This window comes from Sulfitobacter sp. JL08 (assembly GCF_003352045.1).
In the GTDB taxonomy this organism is placed as follows: Bacteria; Pseudomonadota; Alphaproteobacteria; order Rhodobacterales; family Rhodobacteraceae; genus JL08.
Genome location: NZ_CP025815.1, coordinates 1,140,336 through 1,159,595, shown reverse-complemented (window position 1 = coordinate 1,159,595; position 19,260 = coordinate 1,140,336). Strand labels below are relative to the sequence as shown.

Here is a 19,260-nt window from a genome sequence, read left to right as displayed (position 1 = left end):
GCCGTATTCTTTTAGCAATAACCTGCGAACGAGGTCGGACGGGGCAACGATCAGCATTGCGTGAACGCAGACGTGGCATCCTCTCTAACTTGAAAAGCTGAATGGGCAAGCTGACCAGGGACAGAGTCTCCCGACCAGCCGACGCGCTTTATTCAGGCATCATCGCGCCAATTGCATACATGCCGTCGTCGCCCTTGATCAGCATCAACGTGACGGAATCTCCGACTGCGATATCGCCCATCATTTCCGCGCCGGGCATCATCGCCAGATCCATCGTCATGGCAGGCCAGCCGATTTCAGGAATGGGTTCGTGACTGACATTGGCAGTGCCTTCGCTGATGGAATTCACCACCGCCTTGGTATGCACAGCACCTTCCATCATTTCGTCACTCATCGGCATGTTCGAATGGTCCATGTCCGAGTGGTTCATTTGCGCAAACGCCAGTGGCGCGCTCAGAACAAGAACAGAGAGGGCAAGAGAGAGAGTTTTCATGGGTCATCCTTTCAGGTTGAGTTGATTGGCAGGTCCTATTCTGCCGGTACAGGTGCTACGGGTTCTTGGACTGGTTGCAGCAATTCTCTGTTGACCCGTTTCAGGGCCAGCCTTTTCCAGATCACGAAGATCGACGGAATGACAAAGAGCGTCAGAAGGGTCGCGGTCGCCATGCCACCGATCATCGGAGCCGCGATCCGCTGCATGATCTCGGACCCGGTTCCGGTACCATACATGATCGGAATGAGTGCTGCGAAGATGGTTGCGACTGTCATGACTTTGGGGCGCACGCGCAGGAGCGCGCCTTCGAAAACCACCTCTTCCACATCCAGTGGGGTCATTTCACGCCGCTCAGTCGCGGCTTCTTTCTTTCGTTTTTCCCATGCCAGATTGAGATACAGCAGCATCACGATGGCCGTTTCGACCGCCACGCCCGCCAGAGCGATGAAGCCCACAAGCACCGCCACCGAGATATCGAAGCTGAGATACCACAGGAACCAGACTCCGCCCGCCAGAGCGACCGGCAAGGCCGCGAGAATGATTCCCACCTCAATCACCCGATTGAAGGCCATAAACAGCATCAAAGTGATAATCAGCAAGGTCGCCGGAGCCACGAGCTTGAGCCGTTCCTGCATACGCTCGATGTATTCGTATTGCCCTGACCAGGTGATCGAATACCCCGGCGGCAAGGAGACTTGATCAGCCACAACTTGACGCGCCTCTTGCACGTATCCCCCAAGATCGCGCCCAGTGATGTCGATGAAGACAAAACCGGTGCGGCGGGCATTTTCGGATCGGATCATGCCGGGCCCATCGACGACCTTGATCTCGGCAAGAGACCCCAGCGGGATATGTGCACCCGAGGGCGTCACAACCGGCAGATCGCGCAGCCTTTCGGGGCTGTTGCGCCATTCCTGCGGGTAGCGCAGGTTGATCGGGAAACGCTCCAGCCCCTCTACGGATTCCGACACCTGCATGCCGCCAATCGCCGTCTGCACAACATCCTGAATATCGCGCACCGACATCATGTATCGTGCAGCGGCATCGCGATCGACGTTGATCTCGATAAACCGCCCTCCGATGGGGCGCTCGGCATAGGCAGAGGCGGTGCCTTTAATGTCCGCCACCACGCGCTCCACCTCGATCCCGATCTGTTCGATCACGCTAAGGTCTGCTCCGGATATCTTGACGCCGACCGGCGTCTTGATGCCTGTGGCCAACATGTCGATGCGGTTCTTGATCGGTTGAATCCAGACGTTGGTCACACCCGGGATCTGCACCACGCGGTCCAGCTCGTTGCGGATCATTTCCATTGTCATGCCGGGACGCCACTCGGCCTCGGGCTTCAATTGAATGGTCGTTTCGATCATCGTGAGCGGAGCTGGATCGGTGGCTGTGTCCGCGCGGCCCAGTTTGCCATGTACGGTCAAGACCTCAGGCACAGTCGCGATCAGGCGGTCGGTCTGTTGCAAGACCTCGCGCGCCTTGCCGATAGACACACCGGGATAGAGCGATGGCATATAGAGAAAATCGCCCTCGTTCAACTCGGGCATGAATTCGGTTCCGATCCGCTGAAGCGGCCACATCATAGAGGCGACCAGCGCCCCGGCCAGTAGCGTCGTGGCCCATGGCCATGCTACGGCGGCGTCCAGAAACGGGCGGTAGATCCAGATCACGATCCGGTTCAGCGGGTTCTTTCGTTCAGGCAGAATGCGCCCGCGCACGAAGTAAGACATGCAATTGAACACTTGCGAACAGCAGCCGGTACATACATCGGGGCTCGATGCAGTCATTCACCGAAATTTGGTAACTGTCTGCTGTGCAGCGCAAAGCAGTCCTTCATGGCTGCAAATTCGAATTTTTGCTTTTGAACGACTGCTTTCACCGGCAGCGGACGTTCGCTGCAGTCACAACGAATGTCTCAGTTGCGGGACAAAGTGTGAATTCGCTGCACCTGCATAATCTTGGCTTTCTAAAGCGCTTTTATTGATGGTGAGGGTGTAAACCGGCGCATTGATTTAAGAAAATATGAATAACTCAAAATCGGCAATGCGGACTTTCGGCTAGTCCCGTTGTTGGCCGCATCCGCAGAAACGAGGCGCGAATGTAATCCGTTGGCAGCAAAATTACGCCGTCAACTCAGCGAGCAGTTCTCGAGCCATCTTCTGATCTTCGGGGCAGTCGCCATCAGCGATGCTTTGGTGAATAGGTTCGAGAATTGCAATGGCTTCGTCCCGTCGATCCTGTTCCTGCATAAGGCGCGCCAGATCGATGGCCGCACGCAGTTCATATAGCTTTGCACCCTGTTGACGGGCGACGTCGAGAGCCTTGCCCAAGAAGCTTTCAGCCACTTCGCTGTCACCATCGGCCATGGCGATACGCGCCTGCACCCGCTTCAAGTCCGAAAGGGAATAGGTCTCGCCAGTCTGGTCCATCATTTCCTGCGCTAAAGCAGCCAGTTTGGCGGCCTCAAGGCGAAGTCCCAACGCCAACGCGCTTCGTGCCATCCCGATGCGAACCTGAGGAATGAACATTTTCGTGTCCAAAGCGGCAATCGCAGCATCTGCTTTCAGATACTTTTGCACGCAAGCCCTGTCTCCGCTTTTCGCCGCCAGAATTTCACGAATAGCGACTGCAAATTCATACCACACCGGCAGATTGTGCTCGTGAGAGATCGGTATGACCTCGGTCACACAACGCTCAACCACGGCATAGTCTTCTGCATCTAAGGCGAACATCGCCCGGATAACCAGCATGTAACAAATGGTTTGAATGTGCCCGGTCGATCTGGCTATCCGATCGGCTTCGTCTGAATACTTCCAGCCTTGGCGGGTTTTACCTAGAAGCAAGCTACGAGTTGCCGCAAATGTGTAAAGTGAAACGCCAACATCCTGCCCAAAGCGGTTGGCCAAACCGCCGTGTTCGACGGGGTCGTAATTCTTAAATGCAACGTTGAGGTACTTTTCTGCCCCAGCCAGGTCACCCATGAACATTCGCGTGGCGGCGGCGACCCGGTTGGCCACAACCAAGGGCACAATCTCTGACGAACCGGCCGTGGTCTCGACGAGAGCTTCTGCTCGCTGCCAAGCTTCTGAAAACTCTCCCCTGATCGCCTTGCCGATCCACAATCCGTAGAGAACCGAATAACGCATAGGGGTTTCACCGACTATGTCGGCTAGTGTGAGAGCATTTTCGAAGGCGTCAATAGTGTCACTGGCACCGTATCCACGACGAACGAGCAAAGTCATACCAAGCTGAATTTGCAAAGAAAGGGCTCGTTCAGTTGCTGAACCATCCCCTGCGTCCACCTTTGGTTCAATAAGCTCGATGGCTTGCGCCAAATGCGAGATCGCCTCGTCAAACGCTGGTCGTGCGGTGGCCGCTTTACTGGCGGCTTCCCACAGGTCTATTGCGCGGTCAGTAAGTCCGGCCGCCTCGGCGTGTACGGCAAGGACTTCAGGTGCTATTTCGGGGTCTGTCTCCAACGCCGTCAGGATACGCGCATGGATGGCGCGGCGTTTCTCTTTCAGCTGGCTCTCATAGGCCGCGTCGCGCACCAATGCGTGTTTGAAGAGATAGGTTGCTTCGGGAGGCAGGCCCCTGCGGTAGATCAGTTCGGCTGCGATCAGGCCGTCCAGTGCGGCAGTCAGTTCAGCTTTGGGCAAAAGGGATATCTCCGCCAGTAAACCATGGCTGAACTCCCGCCCGATACAGGCGGCCGTCTGCGCCACTTCCTTGATTGGTTGCAACCGGTCCAGTCGCGCCATCAAGCTGTCATGCAGCGTGGTGGGGATGGCGATGGTGCTCAGCGGTCCATTCAGAACCAGCCGGACGCCGTCTTCTTTCAGCGCGCCGGATTCAAGGATGGTCTTGGTCAGTTCCTCAACAAACAGTGGCACGCCATCCGTGCGCTCCGCGATAATTGCCATGATCTCGTCTGGCAGCGCCTTGCCGCCAGTCAACTTGGCGACGATGTCTCCGATCTGATCCTTGCCCAGCCGGTTCAGCGCGAACTTCGTCACGATGGGATGCCCGCCAAAGCCATACTCAAAGCTGGGACGCGCCGTGGCAAGGATCATGATGTTTTGATCCGCAACAGTATCCAGAAGCAGGTCCAGCAACTCCAACGAAGTTGGGTCAATCCAGTGCAAGTCTTCGTAGACCAACAGCACCGGCTTGTCCTGGCTTTGCTCAACCAGCAGCTTGGCCAGTATCTTCATGGTATGCGCCCGTTGCTGGGCTGGTGTCAGATCAAGCGCACCGTACCGAGCCGTTCCGTCCAGACCCATCATCGGCGTGATCAGCTTCAGCGTGTCGGGGTCCTTTCCAAGCAGCGCCTCCAACTTGTCCAGCCGGGCATCCGGCCCGTCTGATGGTGCGAACCCGGCGGCAAACGACAATTGCTGAATGACTGGATAGAACGCGGAATCCGCGTGATAGGGCGAGCATTGATAAGTGATGCGGATGTGATCATCCTTTGCAACCTCGTCGATGACCGCTCTTGTGATACGAGACTTGCCAATACCGGCCTCGCCGCTGACGATCACCATCTGGCCCTGTCCCGAGCGGGCCAAAGCCCAACGCTCCAGCATCAGTTCGATCTCGCGGTCGCGTCCGACGATGGGGGTCAGAGTGCCAGACTGGCGTGCGGCAAAGCGGCTTTCTTGCACTGCCTCGCCGTCAACGACGAAGGCTTCGACCGGCGCACCCACGCCCTTCAAATCTTGTGCGCCGAGTGACGCCAGCTTGTACGTGCTGCCCAGCAGACGGCGTGTTTCGCTGGGCAGAACAAGCTGGTTCGGCCCTGCAACGCCTTGCAGCCGCGCGGCCAGGTTGGGGGTCTCTCCAACCACAGCAGCTTCCTGAGTCGCACCGCTGCCGATCAGGTCTCCAACGATGACAACACCCGTGGCGACCCCGATCCGGGTTGCAAGGGCTGTGCCATCGGGAGCATTTATTGTCCTAATACTGTCGATAATCGCCAGACCCGCGCGCACGGCACGTTCCGCATCATCTTCACCCGCGCGCGGCCAGCCAAAGTAACACATCACGCCGTCGCCCATGAACTTGGCCACGAAACCTTCATAGCGGCCAACAACACCGGCCACCGTGTTCTGATACCCAGTGATGACGGTACGCATGTCCTCAGCGTCAATGCGCGTCGCCATCTCGGTCGAGCCGACAAGATCAACGAACATCACCGTTAGATGGCGGCGTTCCGCGTCGGCGCTCGGGTTGGATGTGAGGTTGGAAGACGTGTCAGAAACCGCGTCTCCTATTGATTGGTTTTGCAATGCCGGGGTATCTGCTTCGGTTTTGTCGGTGAATTTTCTGATCGCCTCGTTGACGCGACGTCGAGGCCCAATTGGTAACCCCATTTCTTTCAAGTCATCTTCAGAAAGATAGGCAAGGTCAGCGAGCTCAATCTCGGCTTCAACAAAAGCCAAAGTGTATTTTTGTAAGCCAAGTTCAGCGAGCCAGCTTTGAACGTCTTTCACGTCTTCCCCCACATCCACGGATTTCAGCAATCCGTAATTACAAAGGAGAGCTTAGCCTGATCTTCGACTATGTCATGCCATTACTTTAGACTTTAACACGCTGTTTGGGGACAAACTTGCCTGTCGTTGGCGACCTGATCTCGGCGGCTCTAGCCACTTGGGTTACCCTTTGACGGCCGGAAAGACCCCGCAGCGAACGTCCGCAATGCGAAATCGCAAAGCAAAAATGCAGGATATCAGTGACGGGCACGTCTGGTCCGGTTGTGAAATTCTGAGTCGTGCTGCAAGTGCCAAATAAATCCATTGCGACACGGCTGGTTTGGGCTCTTTCCAGACCTTAGCCGCACTTAGCTCAAACGGCGGCTGAGCGGACGAAGCAGTCATTTGCTGCATGCTATGTCCGAAGACTAAGCGGTCGAACTACGCGCAAAATTGCGCGAGACCAAGGATCCCGCTTTCACGACTATCATCTATTGGACCTGTTATACTCGAAAACGGTGTCGCAACGTCCATGACATAAATTGACTACTCGATAAACTTTTCGATCTTGGGCAGTTGGTAGTCGCCGCTGAACAGTGCTTCACCTGGGCCGTAAAAGCGAAAGTAGGGAAACCACCCGCCTCCTGTGGCTGTGGGCACATAGTTCGATTCCGAAACGCCGTCTGGTAGTTCGGGACCGAAGACGACGCGTACACTGCCATCTTCGTTGACTTCAAGGTCCTCTGTCGACGCGACCCCATACTTTTCGAAGCCGTCAAGAAAGGTTGCATCCTCGAAATCATAGACCAAAACCGACCAGAACTGGCTTACGGGCACATCAGGTGGCACAACCAGACTGTAGGTCGTTCCTCCATCGAGGCGTTCGTCGTCAGCATCCCTGCTGGTCAGCAAATACATCGTGGGGGGTGCCGTCAGATTGAACTCTTCGGCAGAGGTATAAAATGCAAAGAACGAGCTGCCACGGTCATCAAGTGCAATCGCACCAGAGTCCAAGAGCCAACTAAATGTCGTTTCATAAGAAGACGCTGGGGTTAGAACCGTCCATCCATTCCCCATTTCCTGTTTCTCAGAATGATTGTCGAAGTAGGCTTCTTGCAGAAAAACCTTCGCTTCATTTGCAGCATGATCGAGGATCTCAAGCTCGCGCTCTGTGGGCGTGAACTCTCGCCCCTTTTCAATTCCCAAGCGGCGCAACATTCCAAGTGCAACAGCATCTCGTTCTTCAAGGTTCTCACTCTGAACAAACTCATCAATCAGCACAAATAACGAGCGATCGAACTCAACGACGCCATCAATATCCATTCCCTGTACATCCAAGTACTGGGTTTGCGCGGGTTGCCCAGGGTCGAAGATTTTCAGTTTTTTGGTGAACTCTTCGGCCGCGGCCAACGAATTGGGTGAGGCATCGGGAATAATCGGTCGTAGGAGTGTATAACCGTTTAACGTTGTTTGAGGCAGGACATAATCCGCATCAAACGTGTCCCCGTCGTATCCTTCAGGCACAATGAGGTAGCTAGCACCAGCACCTTTATCCCGTCCTTTCGCACCGACGTCGGCAAGGGGGCGCTGCCAAATGTCCATTAACGTACCCCAAAGCCCGAGGTCACCTTCCGTGGGCGGCACGTCGATCATTACGGGGCCGTCGGCGATGTTCCAAAACGCCATCACATAGGGCGTCGTATTATTTGGAGTTGTCACCGCTGCCCTGTAGTCTTGGATCTTGGAGAAGTAGCAGACAACGTTGTAATCACAGCCCACCTCTGCAAAACCATCCCTCATCGCAAGTGCGTTCGTCAGCGGCATCGCCCAAACAGCGGTTTCCACAGCGCGGCGATGAACCATCTTTTCCTGTGTCGAAAGCTCGGACGTAAGCGCATCGTTCTGCGCAATCGTTTGGGTGGCAAACCAAGTTGTTCCGGCAAGAACTACTGCAAACGCAACTGTAGCTTCTTTCATGGTTTATAGATCTCCGTCAAAGTAATTGAACTGTTTCGGTGGAAAGTAGGGCTGAATTTGGGTTGTCAAAACAAAAAAAGAAAAACGTGTCCCGCTGCAAAATTTCTGTGATGGAACCCAATTGCATTTGCCAAGCCAGGCTTTTTTCGGAAAGAATTGAGCTTCGTAAAGGTTGCAAAACCTGGCCTAAGATCAACGTCGGCTTTGGGCTCGGAACAGACCTTCGCAGGTTCTTGGCGGGTGTCTGCTGTGTCGCGTTTAGCAGACGTTCGCGACTGGAAATTCGAAGTTTTGGTTCTGAACGACTGCTTTCACCGGCACCAGACGTTCGCTGCACTCTGTATTAATGACCGCCTGGCGGACGGAGCGGCCGGTCGCCATAATAAATCCGAAATCTGCATTGTGGAGCAAAGCTGTCATAGCAAGAGGCTTGAGGAGATGATTGAGTAAGCTACCAGTGTCGCCGCAACGATTTCCAAAAAGAACTTCCTGAAATGTGCTATTGATGTCGCGAAGGAGGCTTCAAAATGGCTTTGGACAATAAGGACGACACGGACTTCGTAAAATTCTGGAATACGGTTCTGGAACCGAAATTCACGAAATACCGGCATATATTGCAGGGCGGTCTATCGCGACATTCTGCGGCAGTGATCCCGAATTTGCCGCTTGGTGAGGGCATGTCAGTACTGGATGTAGGGTGTGGCTGGGGAGATATGTCACTCCAAGTAGCTGAGATTGTCGGGTCAAACGGGCGAGTTGTCGGAATTGATTGCGTCGATGCTTTCCTTGAAGAGGGCAGAAAGGACGCCGCTGAAAAAGGGCTGCGAAACGTTACTTTCGCTCGTGGCGATGCGGAAGTTGCTCTGCCAGAAAACGAGTTTGACTACGTGGTTGCGCGTTTTGGTACCATGTTTTTCACGAACCCTGTCGCGGCGTTGCGAAGAATGCGCCTTGCACTTAAACCGGGTGGGCAAATGACCCATATTGTTTGGCGCCGGCGCGAAGACAATCCAGCGTGGCAGAAAGCAAAGGATATTACACTCCGGCACCTTCCTGCGCCCGGCGCGGATGCAGATTCATGCGGGCCGGGCCCGTTTTCCATGGGCAATCAGGAGACGACGGGCCTAATGATGAAGAGCGCCGGATACGAGGATGTCACTTTCACTCGCGTGGACGAAAAAATCCTTGTGGGCAGGAACCCGGAGGAATGCATCGCATTTGCTTTGGCGATCGGTCCGGGAGGGGAGGTTTTCCGCGAGGCTGGCGAGGAGATGGCCGAAGCCAAGCGTCCTGAGATTGAGAGTGAGATGCACGGCTACTTTGAGAGCCAGGAGGTGGATGACGATGGCATTTGGGCGCCAACGTCTTCTTGGGTGATTTCCGCTCGAAATCCCGGCTGATTACTTCTTTACAAGAACAGACGCCTCGCGAACCGCATTTTTATGATTACAGAAAATACTCGGGCTCTGACCAGTCATTAGCCGCAGTCAGCACCAATGACTGAGTTGCGGGGCGGTCTCAATCCGTCGTTCGCCCTAGAACAGCGTCAGCACGCACTCAAAAAGACTACCGAACCAACGTGGTTATGCTTGGCTCCCACTCGGACAAAGCCGCCCGGTAATGCAGCATCCACGGATGACGAGCTTAGCCGCGCATCTTCTTTATAACCATACCAACGACGACCTGCACAATCAAACCCATCACACCACCGCCGACCAAGTTGCTTGCCACAGCGCCGAGGTCCATTCCTGCGCCAGCGTCGCCTCCCGCTGCTCCAAGCAACCCACCCAGCACTTGACCTCCCGCGACGCCACCAACCGCACCCGCTATGAGGTTACCCAGCCCACCCATACTGCTGTTTGCCACCGCTTTGCCGCCTGCTGTCCCGCCAAGCGCACCACCGATAAGTTGTGCAAGTATATTTTCCATCGTCGTTTCCTTAATCTTTATTAATCCGACTAGCTAAGCCGACTGTTTCTCACTTGGCAACACTAATCCGTATGTGCCAGAGCTTAGGTGCGGCTACCAGATCAACGGTAACTGTCCACATTGACCTGAATGCACTGGCACTGGCATTACAAATCACTGAGCACATCCGTGAAATTGTTAAATTCTGTGCAAGCATGATTGGTCCTCCCTGTAGGTCAGTCAGTCATACCGCATCATCATCTATACGACAGTGAACTCGGTCACTTTCATGGAAAACTTCATTTGCGGACATTCCACAAGACGGGCACGACTGTCTGCCAAGCGGACAACCTCGCCGTTCGCTGCTGTGCCGCACCTGTAAGCCGTTTGAACGACCGTTCTACGGAAATACCTTCCGGACAAATGTTCAATTTGACCACTGCAAGAGTATCCAGTTCAAATCACGTTCCACAAAACATAGACCGCCATGAAAATCACTATTAAGGAGCCAATCGAATAGAATGTCGCACGAACCTCGTGGGTCTGTTTTGTGAAATAAGCGACTGCATGTGCCAATCGCGCGAGTGCGAAGCCAAACATTAAAACCTGTGCGGCCAACAAAGTCGGATCAACCGCAACAAAAATCAAACCAATGGCCAGGAATGCTGGGATATTTTCTAGATCATTGCGATGCATGCGTCGCGATCGATCAACATAATCATTGACCTCAAGCTGGTCGGGTCTTGGCGACTTGTTGATTAGACCTTTCTGTAAATCCTCGGGGCTTACCAAACCAGAGTCGCTTTTCAACATCCGGTAGACGGTCATCCAGCCTTGCAGCATTATTTTCAGAACCATAAGTGCCGCAACAAGCGCGTAAGTTTCAAAGACCGGGTTATCGAGCGTCAACAAGTTCATTGCACTTTCCTTTGTTTGGACTGGAATCTCCGAGATGTGGAGATTTTACCGACATCAACGAACAGTTTGATGGGAAGGCGACGACCTTCAAAATAGCATGAATTCCAACAGGAGTCCTTTTTCTCTTACTTCGCAAAGCTGGCGCTATAAAGCATCACTGCGAGACGGATAAGTACCATTGGTGGTGCGGGCTTTATCGAGTTTACGGAGCTGGCCCAACCGTTAGAACCTTTCCGTTGCTCCATAGCAGCGCCTCGTAGCAAACCTCAGCACCTGCGCCGCCACACCACCCGCCGTCACGACCTATCAATAGTATACTGTCGGCTCCCCAATCGATCAGTCTCCACCCGGTGACCTGCCAAGCGCTCACAGTATCACCTATGATGATATTTAGCATGCAGCCGCCTGTTCCGCAGTAAAGTGATGCCGCCGACGAGCAGGCAAACTCGCTTTCGTCAACGAGTTCAGCTTCAACAGTGCCGAACTGAGAGCTCAGTTCAATCGTCGTAAAAGCGTTGCCCGCATCAAACTCACCGTTTTCAAATGCGCTGCAATCTGCTGCGGCACGATCAATCAACTGCTGTGCCTCCGGCGACGTGGCTTGAACTGCACAAGTAAACAAAAGAAACTGAATAAGGGCTGTTATTACCGATCGCATGACCTCCGCCTCCCAACAAAGCTCATTCCTCAATACTGAAGCATATGTGGGACACCGATAATTGAAGCCTGATGATTTGCAGTCCCTCATCGCTGCAAGGAGCCAATCTGCATTCGGTACCAGCCAGAATAGCTTTGAGTAGTCCTATGAATTGAATCGCGGTCAGGCGGCCTTGCTGCTGATTAGCCACATTGCGGCAGGCAGAGGAACTTTCGAACCATCCGCGTGCACCGAAAGTGCCGACTGTAGCGACGATATAGCCGCAGCAACAACGTCGGCTGGCGCGTTTCGCAGCCAGCTGTTTATAGCACCGATCTTGGTTGTCTGTTCCACAGCTTGGTCAAGCCCGCTTCCCGCCGCGATATCCAGGTTTACGTCGAGCTTACTGAACCGCGGCGTTGTCCAGCCTGACTTAGTAAGAACATACGTCACGTACTCGGGATCGCTGAAGGCGAACATCCCAGGTGCATTTGGGACGGCCTTTGGTCTGGGAGGCAGGTGTGGCGCGACCGCCGACATTGGCACATGCATCCACGGGTTCTCAGCAAGCGAGCGCCAGCAAACGATTGCCATTCTCGCGCCCGGTGCCGCGAACTCGCGCATGTTGGTGAATGCTGCAACGGTGTCGCCGAAGAACATCGTCCCGAAGGCCGACGTCAACAAGTCATACTCCTCAAGAGGCGCCGTCGAAGGGTCGTCCTCCTGCCACTCGATGTTCTTTAGATTGGCAGCTTCGGCACGCGCCTTGCCCACGGCCAGCATTGTTGCGGAGATGTCCATTGCCACTATGCGGCCAGAAGGGCCTACGGCACGGGCGAAATCCAGGGTCGACGCTCCACAGCCGCACCCTACGTCTAGAACCCGATCACCGGTGACTGGCCCCGCGAAAGCCAAAAGAGCATCGGTTACCGGTTGCAGGGTCATGTCGGTGTGTGCTTGGCGCTGCGTCCATGTCCGACCACCTTGGCCGTTCCAGAACGAAAGCATATCCGCATTGATTTCTTCAGCTGTGGCCATGGCTTTAATCCTCCAGTGGAAGACTGAAGACTGCGCCTTTCCATCGACCGAAACAAGTCTCAAGAAGCTCAAGGGAGCGCTGCCCGAAAATACCAGCAAGAGTTGGAGCGTTGCAGGGTCTGCTTCCGGCGACGATACTTCATTATGCTCACTCCATCTTTGGTCAAAGATTAATGTGTTGCGTCGACCCGTTGAAACCGCCGCTCGATGCAGTCATTCGCTGCACCATGCCTCAATGACCGCTATGCCAATATTCGAGGTTTTTTTTCAATTTTGCAGGCCCAGAGCCTTGGCGCTAGTGCTTAGGAATGAGCGCAGCAAGCCTGCGATGCTGATCTGAAGCCAACGCGCGATCTCCAGCCCCAGGAAATTGCTGATCTAGGGACACAGCGACGGCCCGACCGAAGGCACGTTCGTGTGCAACCGCTAATAATTTGATCTGTTCCATGGGCGAAAGCCATCCCGCAGGCCCCCAGGCGGCATCATCGTCAAGCAGGTCACCCATTCGTCGCACGGCGACTTCACCACCTGCCCGAAGGGCTTCCCGAACCTCTGGTGACATGACGGGGCGACCTCGCGGGTTGCCCGATTGGCCTTTCTTGAACCGCATGACGATCTCCTGTTACGACCCTGTTAGCAATCCTACGTGCGCGAGGGCGTGGTCTGTGCGTCTATATTGTTCCGCCCCCGCCAATGTAAGCGGCGGAGGGGCGCGTTTCCAGTGTTTAATGTTGTATTACATATACTTAGCGTAACACACTGATGTGAAACCTTAGCGCAACCCAGCCGACAACCTTTCGGACGTCTTGCGTCAACCTTACAGGAAGACCCTCCCATCCCTTTCTTTTAAGGCTTTTCCCGCAATCATATCCTGCACAGCTTTATGGAAAGCCTGCCGAGAGACACGTAGTTCACCCATAACCCTTTCACGCAACTCATCGCGCGGCACACCCTCGCTCTCGTTCAGCAGTTCTTTTACGATGGCTTGGCGGCATGAGTTTGTCCGGGCCTTCTGCATCACCTTCAGCGCCGCCTTCTCGTGTTCACTGGTCATGACGAACGACGTGTTGCTGCCCTCGAAGGTGACATCCAGAGCGGTATCGTCTTTGAAGGACCGTCCCGTGCGCTGTATCAGCCCATGATTGAGGTTTGCCATGGTGTCCTTATCCACATGACGCGACAGGGTCAGGATGCTCTCAGCGGTCCCCATAATCAGGTTCGACCCCGCCGTGCTGGCGATCTGCGTCCGCAGTCCCCCTCGCCCGTCCTGCGCCTTGTTGGTGTGTGCCAGCGCCACGACGCCCACACCCGCCTTCTGGCACCACGACTGGATCGGTTTGAGTTGGGCGTAGTCCCGATCTTGCGCGTTCCCGCCATCGACCTTTGGCGGCGGGCCAGCCATGAAGCGCAGGGTGTCCAGAAATATGACCCCGATTGAGGCGTCTTTCGTAACCTCATCAGTGAGCATCACCAGCAATTCTTCAACGCTGTCCGGTTCCTGTTCGAAGTTCTTGCCTTTGAAGCGCCAGACCACATCCCCATCAAGCCCCATATTCTGGATACGATCCACAGTTTCCTCGTATCCATTCTCCACGGCAAAATACAACGCGCGGCGTTTCTCCGGCACCTCACATCCGAAGATCGTCTCCCCCTTGCTGATGGCGTTTGCGATCTGCATGGCCAGAAAAGATTTGCCCGCCTTGGGGTCGCCGACCAGATATGTCAGATGCGGCGCGATCAGGTTTTCGACCAATGGAGGCGAACGTTGCAGGTGGACCTTGAGCAAGGCCGCCGTGCTGTACTCATCCACCACATCCGAGATCGGACCTTTCGCCTCGGCCACCCGCTCCAGAGAAGCCTCGATCAGCTCCGCGCGGGCGTCGGCCAACTTGTAAATTTTTTTAAGCCCGTGCGCGTGAGAGACAAGGCGATGGCCCGCCCCGTAGATCATCCCCGTGATTGATCCGCCCCGGTAGTCCGGTTCGAGCGGATCGCGGCATTTCACCTCGTTGAACAGGTGTCTATTGGTCACAACCTCCCTGACGCTCACTGTGCGCCCGTCTGACAGCCATAAGAGGTGATCCAGCCCCAACGGGACGCTTTCGCCTGTTGCGACCCTGATAAGATCTCTTTTGCGCTTCTCCTTCTGGGCGCAAAGGGCATCGATGTCATCGGCGTCGGGATTGTCGTGGATGACTTCCTTTCTGATCTGGGCATCGGCCCATGTCTCCCGTATCGCCTGCGCCTCTTTGGCAGTGTCGGCTTTGGCCTTTTTGATCAGTTCCGCGTACCGGACCTCTTCCTCGCTGGTCAGGTCCGGGAAGGCGACCCGCGTATCGATCAGCGCCGACCCTTTGTTGATGAGAAAGGCATCTGGCCGCTTCTGCACCAGACCGTTATTGCAGACAGCCCCGGCGGCAAAATCCAGACGCGAGGCCTGATACATGCAGGGATCGGTCGTGGCGCGGATAAGCTGCCCCCCACTGCCCGAGATCATGATGTACCCATGCCCCGCCAGCCACATGCGCTTGAGCATGACTGTAGCAGCGCGTTCTATGTCGGTGCCATCGGCGGCAGCAAAATACAGGCGCTGCCCTTTGAGGCCGACCACTTCCTCGTCGCCGTTGAAGATGTGCGACGAACTGGACGCGCCCCAAACGACATCGACGCCAGAAAGGGCCGGAAAGGTGCCTGAAAGCTGTTCCCACAGGGCGTCACGGGTCAGGACGTCATGGCCGTCGCGCGGGTCGTAGTCCATCGCGAAGATCGTGGCCCCGTTGGGCCAGCGGAAGTCCTCATTGCTGCGCTGGATCGCGTCTGTGCCGTTCATCTTGTTCGCGGCACGGATCGCAATCCCCTCTTCTGCAACGTCCCTGACCGGGACGCCATAGATCAGCACATCCTGCCCCGGTTGCAGTTTGTCGTTTAGCACTGTGGTGAAGTCGGCCATGTCGTCGGCCGTTTCGACGTAGGCATGCCCCGCATTAATGTAGGGTATGCTGCTCTTTTCGATCCTGCCTTCCGACGTGATTGAGTAGTGCTTGCCGCCCCTTTCGGGGTCGGCAAGTGCGATGCGGGTGTATGTGATCATGGCTTCACCACGCGCATCTCGCCAACATGTTCGGCGAGCAACGGCTCAGGCAAATATCTAATGCACCCGCCGTATTCTAAGTACTTCGGGCCAATGCCCATTTTGAGCCAGCGATATAATGTTTGCCGAGAGACGCCGATTTCGGCGATCTTCTCATCCGTGGTCAACAGTTTCTTTGTCATGTCAGAACCCCATAATGGAGGTCGTTGTGTCTGACTGGCTTCTTCACCCTCCAAGCCGGGTTTCTGCCGTTATACCGTATCCATAACCGTTTTCCGTTGCCCGATATCAGACCCTAGGCGTACTTGGTCGCCGTAGTCTGCCATATACCCTTGTCCATATGCCCAGCCAACACGGCCGAGTTTGCACAACATGTAGCATTTACCCCCAGCTTGGTACACAAGTCAATAGGTTGACAAATTGGTAGACAAAGCGCGAAAAACTTTGGTTTTTTCTATATTTTTAGGGGACTTTGCGTCCCAAGTTGGTGCGGTCGAGAAGACTCGAACTTCCACGGGTGTTACCCCACAGCGACCTCAACGCTGCGCGTCTACCATTCCGCCACGACCGCACAGCCAAGGCTTGGTAAAGGCCGTTTATCGCCCCGCGCACGCATTGTGAAGTGTCTTTTTACGCAAAACCCCGACGCTTTGGACTGCGCCGGGGTTGTGCGTTCTTGTGATTGGGTTTTTTGCGATCAATCGCTGACCGAAAAACTTGGCAGGGCGGCTGTCGGGGTGACAGACGAACCAGCCTGATCCCCTGCACCACCGACCTGCATGGCAGCTTTGTGGATCAGGGCGTTGCGTTCAGGCTGACCCGGCGCAAAGGCAGCTTTCTGGCCGGCATTATGTGCATCCCAGCTTTTCTCGTACCATTGCAGTGCCAGTGTGGGATCCTGCGTTGTGCCATAGCCCTGTGCAAGATGGTGTCCCATCAGTTCGCCATAGACTTTTTCCCCCATCGTATAAAGGATCAGCGCGGACGCCAGCGCGACCTCCATATTATCTGTGCGATAGCCGACACCCAGACAGATGCGTGCGGTGCCTTTCAACTGTGACGGCGACATGCCTGTCGACATGGCAAAAGCACCCACATCACGGGTCACGGTATCCTCAGATTCATAGGACAGAGCATCAACCTGCGCCTGAAGGGCCGGGCCAAAGCCTTCACATTGCTGGGTTATTTCCTGCGATGTGTATCCCGATACCTTGGCGGCAAGGTCCTGCCCTTCGGCAATCGCATATGTGCGCGCCAGACAGAACTGTTCGTTCAGGGCAAAATTCGCGTCGGTCATTTTGGCTTCGGTCGTGAAACCGCCGTTGGTATTCGTCAGCAACGACACCTGATTGCAATGCGCGGCCAGGGATTTCTGCGGTGCTCCGTCGTTCATAAAGCTTGGCAGCGACGGGGCTGTCTGTTCCGGCTCGGCCACTGCGGCCAGCGTTCCGGCCGGTTCCGGTGCGGATGCGGTGGTAGTGCCACCCCCCGCCATTTCATCACGGTAAACGCGCAACAATCCACGCGTGCCATCCGGCAAGGCAGCCGCCTGCTGGGTCGTCGCGTATCCACCCGCCTGCGCCCGGTTGTAAGAACTGATCAGCAGATTCTGTTCAAACGGGCTAAGCACGCCGGTCACGGGGTATCCCAGATAGCCCTGATAGTTTGAAACGGCATTGCGCGATTTGCGGCCCAACTGACCGTCGACCGCACCGGCATCAAACCCGAAATAGTTCAGTGACGCCTGAATTTCGCGCCCTTCCTGCGTGGACGGCAACGTGTTGTAGGTGCGGGTTGTACTTCTTTGAGTGGTTGCCTTCTTGCGCTGGTTTTCCTTGGTCAGCGCGTGGCCGACCACGCCGCCGATCAGGGCACCGGCGACGAAATCACCAGCATCCGCAGACGCTTTGGTGGCGGGTCCGGTGGCCATGGCAGCGGCGATTGCAAATACGGAAATGGATTTTGAAAACACGATGTGCCCTCCTATACAGATAAAACGAACGGCCTCATTATAGCAGCAGAATCGGTTTTCGCCCGCAAAAATCCGTGACAGAGCGCTGGTCCGGACAATTTTCGCCTAAGATGGGCGGTTTACAGCCACGCTGTTCTGCCTGCCGTTCTGCCTGTTCATCTGGACATCCAGTGTTGGGCTGGGCAAAAACAGCGCCATCGTGCCGCTGCCAGCCGCACCCGCAACTAAAGGATATGGCGTGCCCATAGAATGGATCACCTCGGACGATCTGGTTCCCTATCATGACGCCGAAATCTGGATGGAGGCGCGCGCGGCGGCCATTGCCGAGGGGACAGCGCCGGAATGTATCTGGCTGCTGGAACATCCGCCGCTTTACACGGCAGGCACCAGCGCAAAAGCCGCCGATCTGACCGATCCGGACAGGTTTCCCGTGTACCCGACCAAACGTGGCGGACAGTACACCTATCACGGACCGGGGCAGCGGGTGGCTTATGTCATGCTGGATGTCGGCGCGCGGGGGCATGATGTGCGCGCCTTTGTGCAGCAGCTTGAGGCGTGGGTGATTGCGGCGCTGGCGCAATTCAACGTCAGGGGCGAAATCCGGTGCGGGCGCGTCGGTGTCTGGGTGGTCCGCCCGGAAAAGGCACCCCTGCCCGATGGCAGCCCCGCCGAGGACAAGATTGCCGCCATTGGCATCCGGCTGCGCAAATGGATCAGCTTTCACGGCATTTCAATCAATGTCGAACCCGATCTGGACCATTTCAGCGGCATCGTGCCCTGCGGGATCACGGATTATGGCGTCACAAGCCTTGTCGATATGGGTTTGCCCGTCACGATGGACGATGTCGATGTGGCGTTGCGCACAAGTTTCGCGGACGTTTTCGGGGATTAGCCAGTCCGGCCACACTTCAACCCCACTCTGGCGCGTCTGAAACTGGCAGCAAACAATCGTTCTGTTTACAAATCCTTGTTTCTGTAGAGACTGGCCAAACCGGCTGCGTGACGGGCGCACGCCGGAAAAGGGTGGAATTTCGGGATGCGTCACTTTCTAATGGTGCTTGCAGTATTTTTTGTGGCTATCGCGGCTTTGGCACCTGGGGGCGCGCGTGCGCAAACAACCGTTCCGGAAAACCCCTGTGCGCCGCCCACCTATCGAACAGACATAAGGCCGGGGTCGTCCGGGCCGGCCACCGAAATTACCTTTGGTTTGCGGGTCGCCGACCTGCTTGAGATTGACGACGTCAATCAAACGATTTCAATTGATCTAGCAATCCGTATGCGCTGGACAGACCCAAGGCTTGCCGCGTGGGACGGGTGCAAACTGTCTATTGATGACATCTGGTTTCCTGATCTGGTGCTGAAGAATTCAGGGCGCATGTTTTCGCGCTGGCCAGAAACCGTAAGTGTCGAAGAAGGCGGCAAGATCACCTATCTGCAGCGGATTTCTGGATCATTCTCTAGCTATCACAAGCTGACTGATTTCCCTTTCGACAAGCAGACGATTGCGTTGCGGATTTACCCGCTGGATTGGAGCATCGGCAAAGTGGTGTTTCGCAACGACGAGGCGTTTACAGGCATGTCGCCGTTGCTGAACATATCCGACTGGGCCATCACCGGAATACAGGCAGAGCTGGTCGAAGAAACCTTTGAGGCTGTTGATCAGCTCAGGTCAGGATATCTGCTGCAAATCTCGGCAGAGCGCTATCTTAGGGAATCTCTGAAGAACTTCCCCATTTTGGCTTGATTTGG

At 55.5% G+C, this 19,260-nt stretch carries 14 protein-coding genes, 1 tRNA gene and 1 pseudogene; 3 read left to right on the top strand and 13 right to left on the bottom strand.

Annotated features, from left to right (window positions below; all coding sequences use genetic code 11):
* Positions 1-148: 148 nt before the first annotated feature.
* The 4 genes and pseudogenes from C1J05_RS05880 to C1J05_RS05865 all read right to left on the bottom strand — a co-directional run bounded on the left by C1J05_RS05880 (position 149) and on the right by C1J05_RS05865 (position 7,947).
* Positions 149-493 carry a copper-binding protein gene (locus C1J05_RS05880; protein WP_114869432.1) on the bottom strand — a complete coding sequence of 115 codons (345 nt, stop codon included), beginning with the start codon at positions 491-493 and terminating at the stop codon, positions 149-151.
* Between the two features lie 35 nt (positions 494-528).
* Positions 529-2,229 (bottom strand): annotated as a pseudogene (locus C1J05_RS05875) (efflux RND transporter permease subunit); the annotation flags it as partial.
* 390 nt (positions 2,230-2,619) lie between these two features.
* On the bottom strand, positions 2,620-5,991 hold the full coding sequence (locus tag C1J05_RS05870; RefSeq protein WP_162797929.1) for an AAA family ATPase: 3,372 nt from the start codon (positions 5,989-5,991) through the stop codon (positions 2,620-2,622).
* 525 nt (positions 5,992-6,516) lie between these two features.
* A complete protein-coding gene (locus C1J05_RS05865; RefSeq protein WP_114869430.1) occupies positions 6,517-7,947 on the bottom strand; it encodes a DUF1214 domain-containing protein in 1,431 nt (476 codons plus the stop codon).
* A 527-nt stretch (positions 7,948-8,474) separates the two neighbouring features.
* On the opposite strand from C1J05_RS05865, the gene C1J05_RS05855 reads away from it, so the two are divergent.
* A complete protein-coding gene (locus C1J05_RS05855) occupies positions 8,475-9,347 on the top strand; it encodes a class I SAM-dependent methyltransferase (RefSeq protein ID WP_114869428.1) in 873 nt (290 codons plus the stop codon).
* Between the two features lie 244 nt (positions 9,348-9,591).
* Here C1J05_RS05855 and C1J05_RS05850 read toward each other — a convergent pair whose 3' ends face one another.
* The 9 genes from C1J05_RS05850 to C1J05_RS05810 all read right to left on the bottom strand — a co-directional run bounded on the left by C1J05_RS05850 (position 9,592) and on the right by C1J05_RS05810 (position 17,511).
* Positions 9,592-9,876 (bottom strand): hypothetical protein, encoded by a 285-nt coding sequence (locus C1J05_RS05850; protein ID WP_114869427.1) that lies wholly within the window; start codon positions 9,874-9,876, stop codon positions 9,592-9,594.
* 435 nt (positions 9,877-10,311) lie between these two features.
* The gene (locus C1J05_RS05845; RefSeq protein ID WP_114869426.1) at positions 10,312-10,773 is read right to left on the bottom strand and encodes an MAPEG family protein; all 462 of its coding nucleotides are present in this window, start codon (positions 10,771-10,773) and stop codon (positions 10,312-10,314) included.
* 202 nt (positions 10,774-10,975) lie between these two features.
* A complete protein-coding gene (locus C1J05_RS05840) occupies positions 10,976-11,431 on the bottom strand; it encodes a hypothetical protein (RefSeq protein WP_162797928.1) in 456 nt (151 codons plus the stop codon).
* A 162-nt stretch (positions 11,432-11,593) separates the two neighbouring features.
* Positions 11,594-12,448, bottom strand: coding sequence for a class I SAM-dependent methyltransferase (locus C1J05_RS05835; protein WP_162797927.1), 855 nt, complete (start codon positions 12,446-12,448; stop codon positions 11,594-11,596).
* Positions 12,449-12,743: 295 nt separating this feature from the next.
* Positions 12,744-13,058, bottom strand: coding sequence for a DUF5681 domain-containing protein (locus tag C1J05_RS22085; protein ID WP_114869423.1), 315 nt, complete (start codon positions 13,056-13,058; stop codon positions 12,744-12,746).
* A gap of 207 nt (positions 13,059-13,265) precedes the next feature.
* Positions 13,266-15,539, bottom strand: coding sequence for an AAA family ATPase (locus C1J05_RS05825; protein ID WP_114869422.1), 2,274 nt, complete (start codon positions 15,537-15,539; stop codon positions 13,266-13,268).
* Positions 15,536-15,721: a helix-turn-helix transcriptional regulator gene (locus tag C1J05_RS05820; RefSeq protein WP_114869421.1), complete on the bottom strand. Its 186-nt coding sequence runs from the start codon at positions 15,719-15,721 to the stop codon at positions 15,536-15,538. Before C1J05_RS05820 ends, C1J05_RS05825 begins: the two co-directional genes overlap by 4 nt.
* Before the next feature lie 303 nt (positions 15,722-16,024).
* Positions 16,025-16,110 (bottom strand) — tRNA-Leu (locus C1J05_RS05815).
* Between the two features lie 126 nt (positions 16,111-16,236).
* Positions 16,237-17,511: a peptidoglycan-binding domain-containing protein gene (locus C1J05_RS05810; RefSeq protein ID WP_254684712.1), complete on the bottom strand. Its 1,275-nt coding sequence runs from the start codon at positions 17,509-17,511 to the stop codon at positions 16,237-16,239.
* A 298-nt stretch (positions 17,512-17,809) separates the two neighbouring features.
* Here C1J05_RS05810 and lipB point away from each other — a divergent pair, with 298 nt between their 5' ends.
* Positions 17,810-18,403: a lipoyl(octanoyl) transferase LipB gene (gene lipB / locus C1J05_RS05805; protein ID WP_254684781.1), complete on the top strand. Its 594-nt coding sequence runs from the start codon at positions 17,810-17,812 to the stop codon at positions 18,401-18,403.
* Positions 18,404-18,547: 144 nt separating this feature from the next.
* On the top strand, positions 18,548-19,255 hold the full coding sequence (locus C1J05_RS05800) for a hypothetical protein (protein ID WP_114869420.1): 708 nt from the start codon (positions 18,548-18,550) through the stop codon (positions 19,253-19,255).
* Positions 19,256-19,260 lie beyond the last annotated feature (5 nt).

Excerpts from the sequence above, each read along its gene's own strand:
- C1J05_RS05845 (WP_114869426.1), bottom strand. The coding sequence starts at position 10,773 with ATGAACTTGTTGACGCTCGATAACCCGGTCTTTGAAACTTACGCGCTT.
- C1J05_RS05820 (WP_114869421.1), bottom strand. The coding sequence starts at position 15,721 with ATGACAAAGAAACTGTTGACCACGGATGAGAAGATCGCCGAAATCGGC.
- lipB (WP_254684781.1), top strand. The coding sequence starts at position 17,810 with ATGGAGGCGCGCGCGGCGGCCATTGCCGAGGGGACAGCGCCGGAATGT.
- C1J05_RS05850 (WP_114869427.1), bottom strand. The coding sequence starts at position 9,876 with ATGGAAAATATACTTGCACAACTTATCGGTGGTGCGCTTGGCGGGACA.
- C1J05_RS05865 (WP_114869430.1), bottom strand. The coding sequence starts at position 7,947 with ATGAAAGAAGCTACAGTTGCGTTTGCAGTAGTTCTTGCCGGAACAACT.
- C1J05_RS05840 (WP_162797928.1), bottom strand. The coding sequence starts at position 11,431 with ATGCGATCGGTAATAACAGCCCTTATTCAGTTTCTTTTGTTTACTTGT.
- C1J05_RS05855 (WP_114869428.1), top strand. The coding sequence starts at position 8,475 with ATGGCTTTGGACAATAAGGACGACACGGACTTCGTAAAATTCTGGAAT.
- C1J05_RS05825 (WP_114869422.1), bottom strand. The coding sequence starts at position 15,539 with ATGATCACATACACCCGCATCGCACTTGCCGACCCCGAAAGGGGCGGC.
- C1J05_RS22085 (WP_114869423.1), bottom strand. The coding sequence starts at position 13,058 with ATGCGGTTCAAGAAAGGCCAATCGGGCAACCCGCGAGGTCGCCCCGTC.
- C1J05_RS05880 (WP_114869432.1), bottom strand. The coding sequence starts at position 493 with ATGAAAACTCTCTCTCTTGCCCTCTCTGTTCTTGTTCTGAGCGCGCCA.
- C1J05_RS05800 (WP_114869420.1), top strand. The coding sequence starts at position 18,548 with ATGCGTCACTTTCTAATGGTGCTTGCAGTATTTTTTGTGGCTATCGCG.
- C1J05_RS05835 (WP_162797927.1), bottom strand. The coding sequence starts at position 12,448 with ATGGCCACAGCTGAAGAAATCAATGCGGATATGCTTTCGTTCTGGAAC.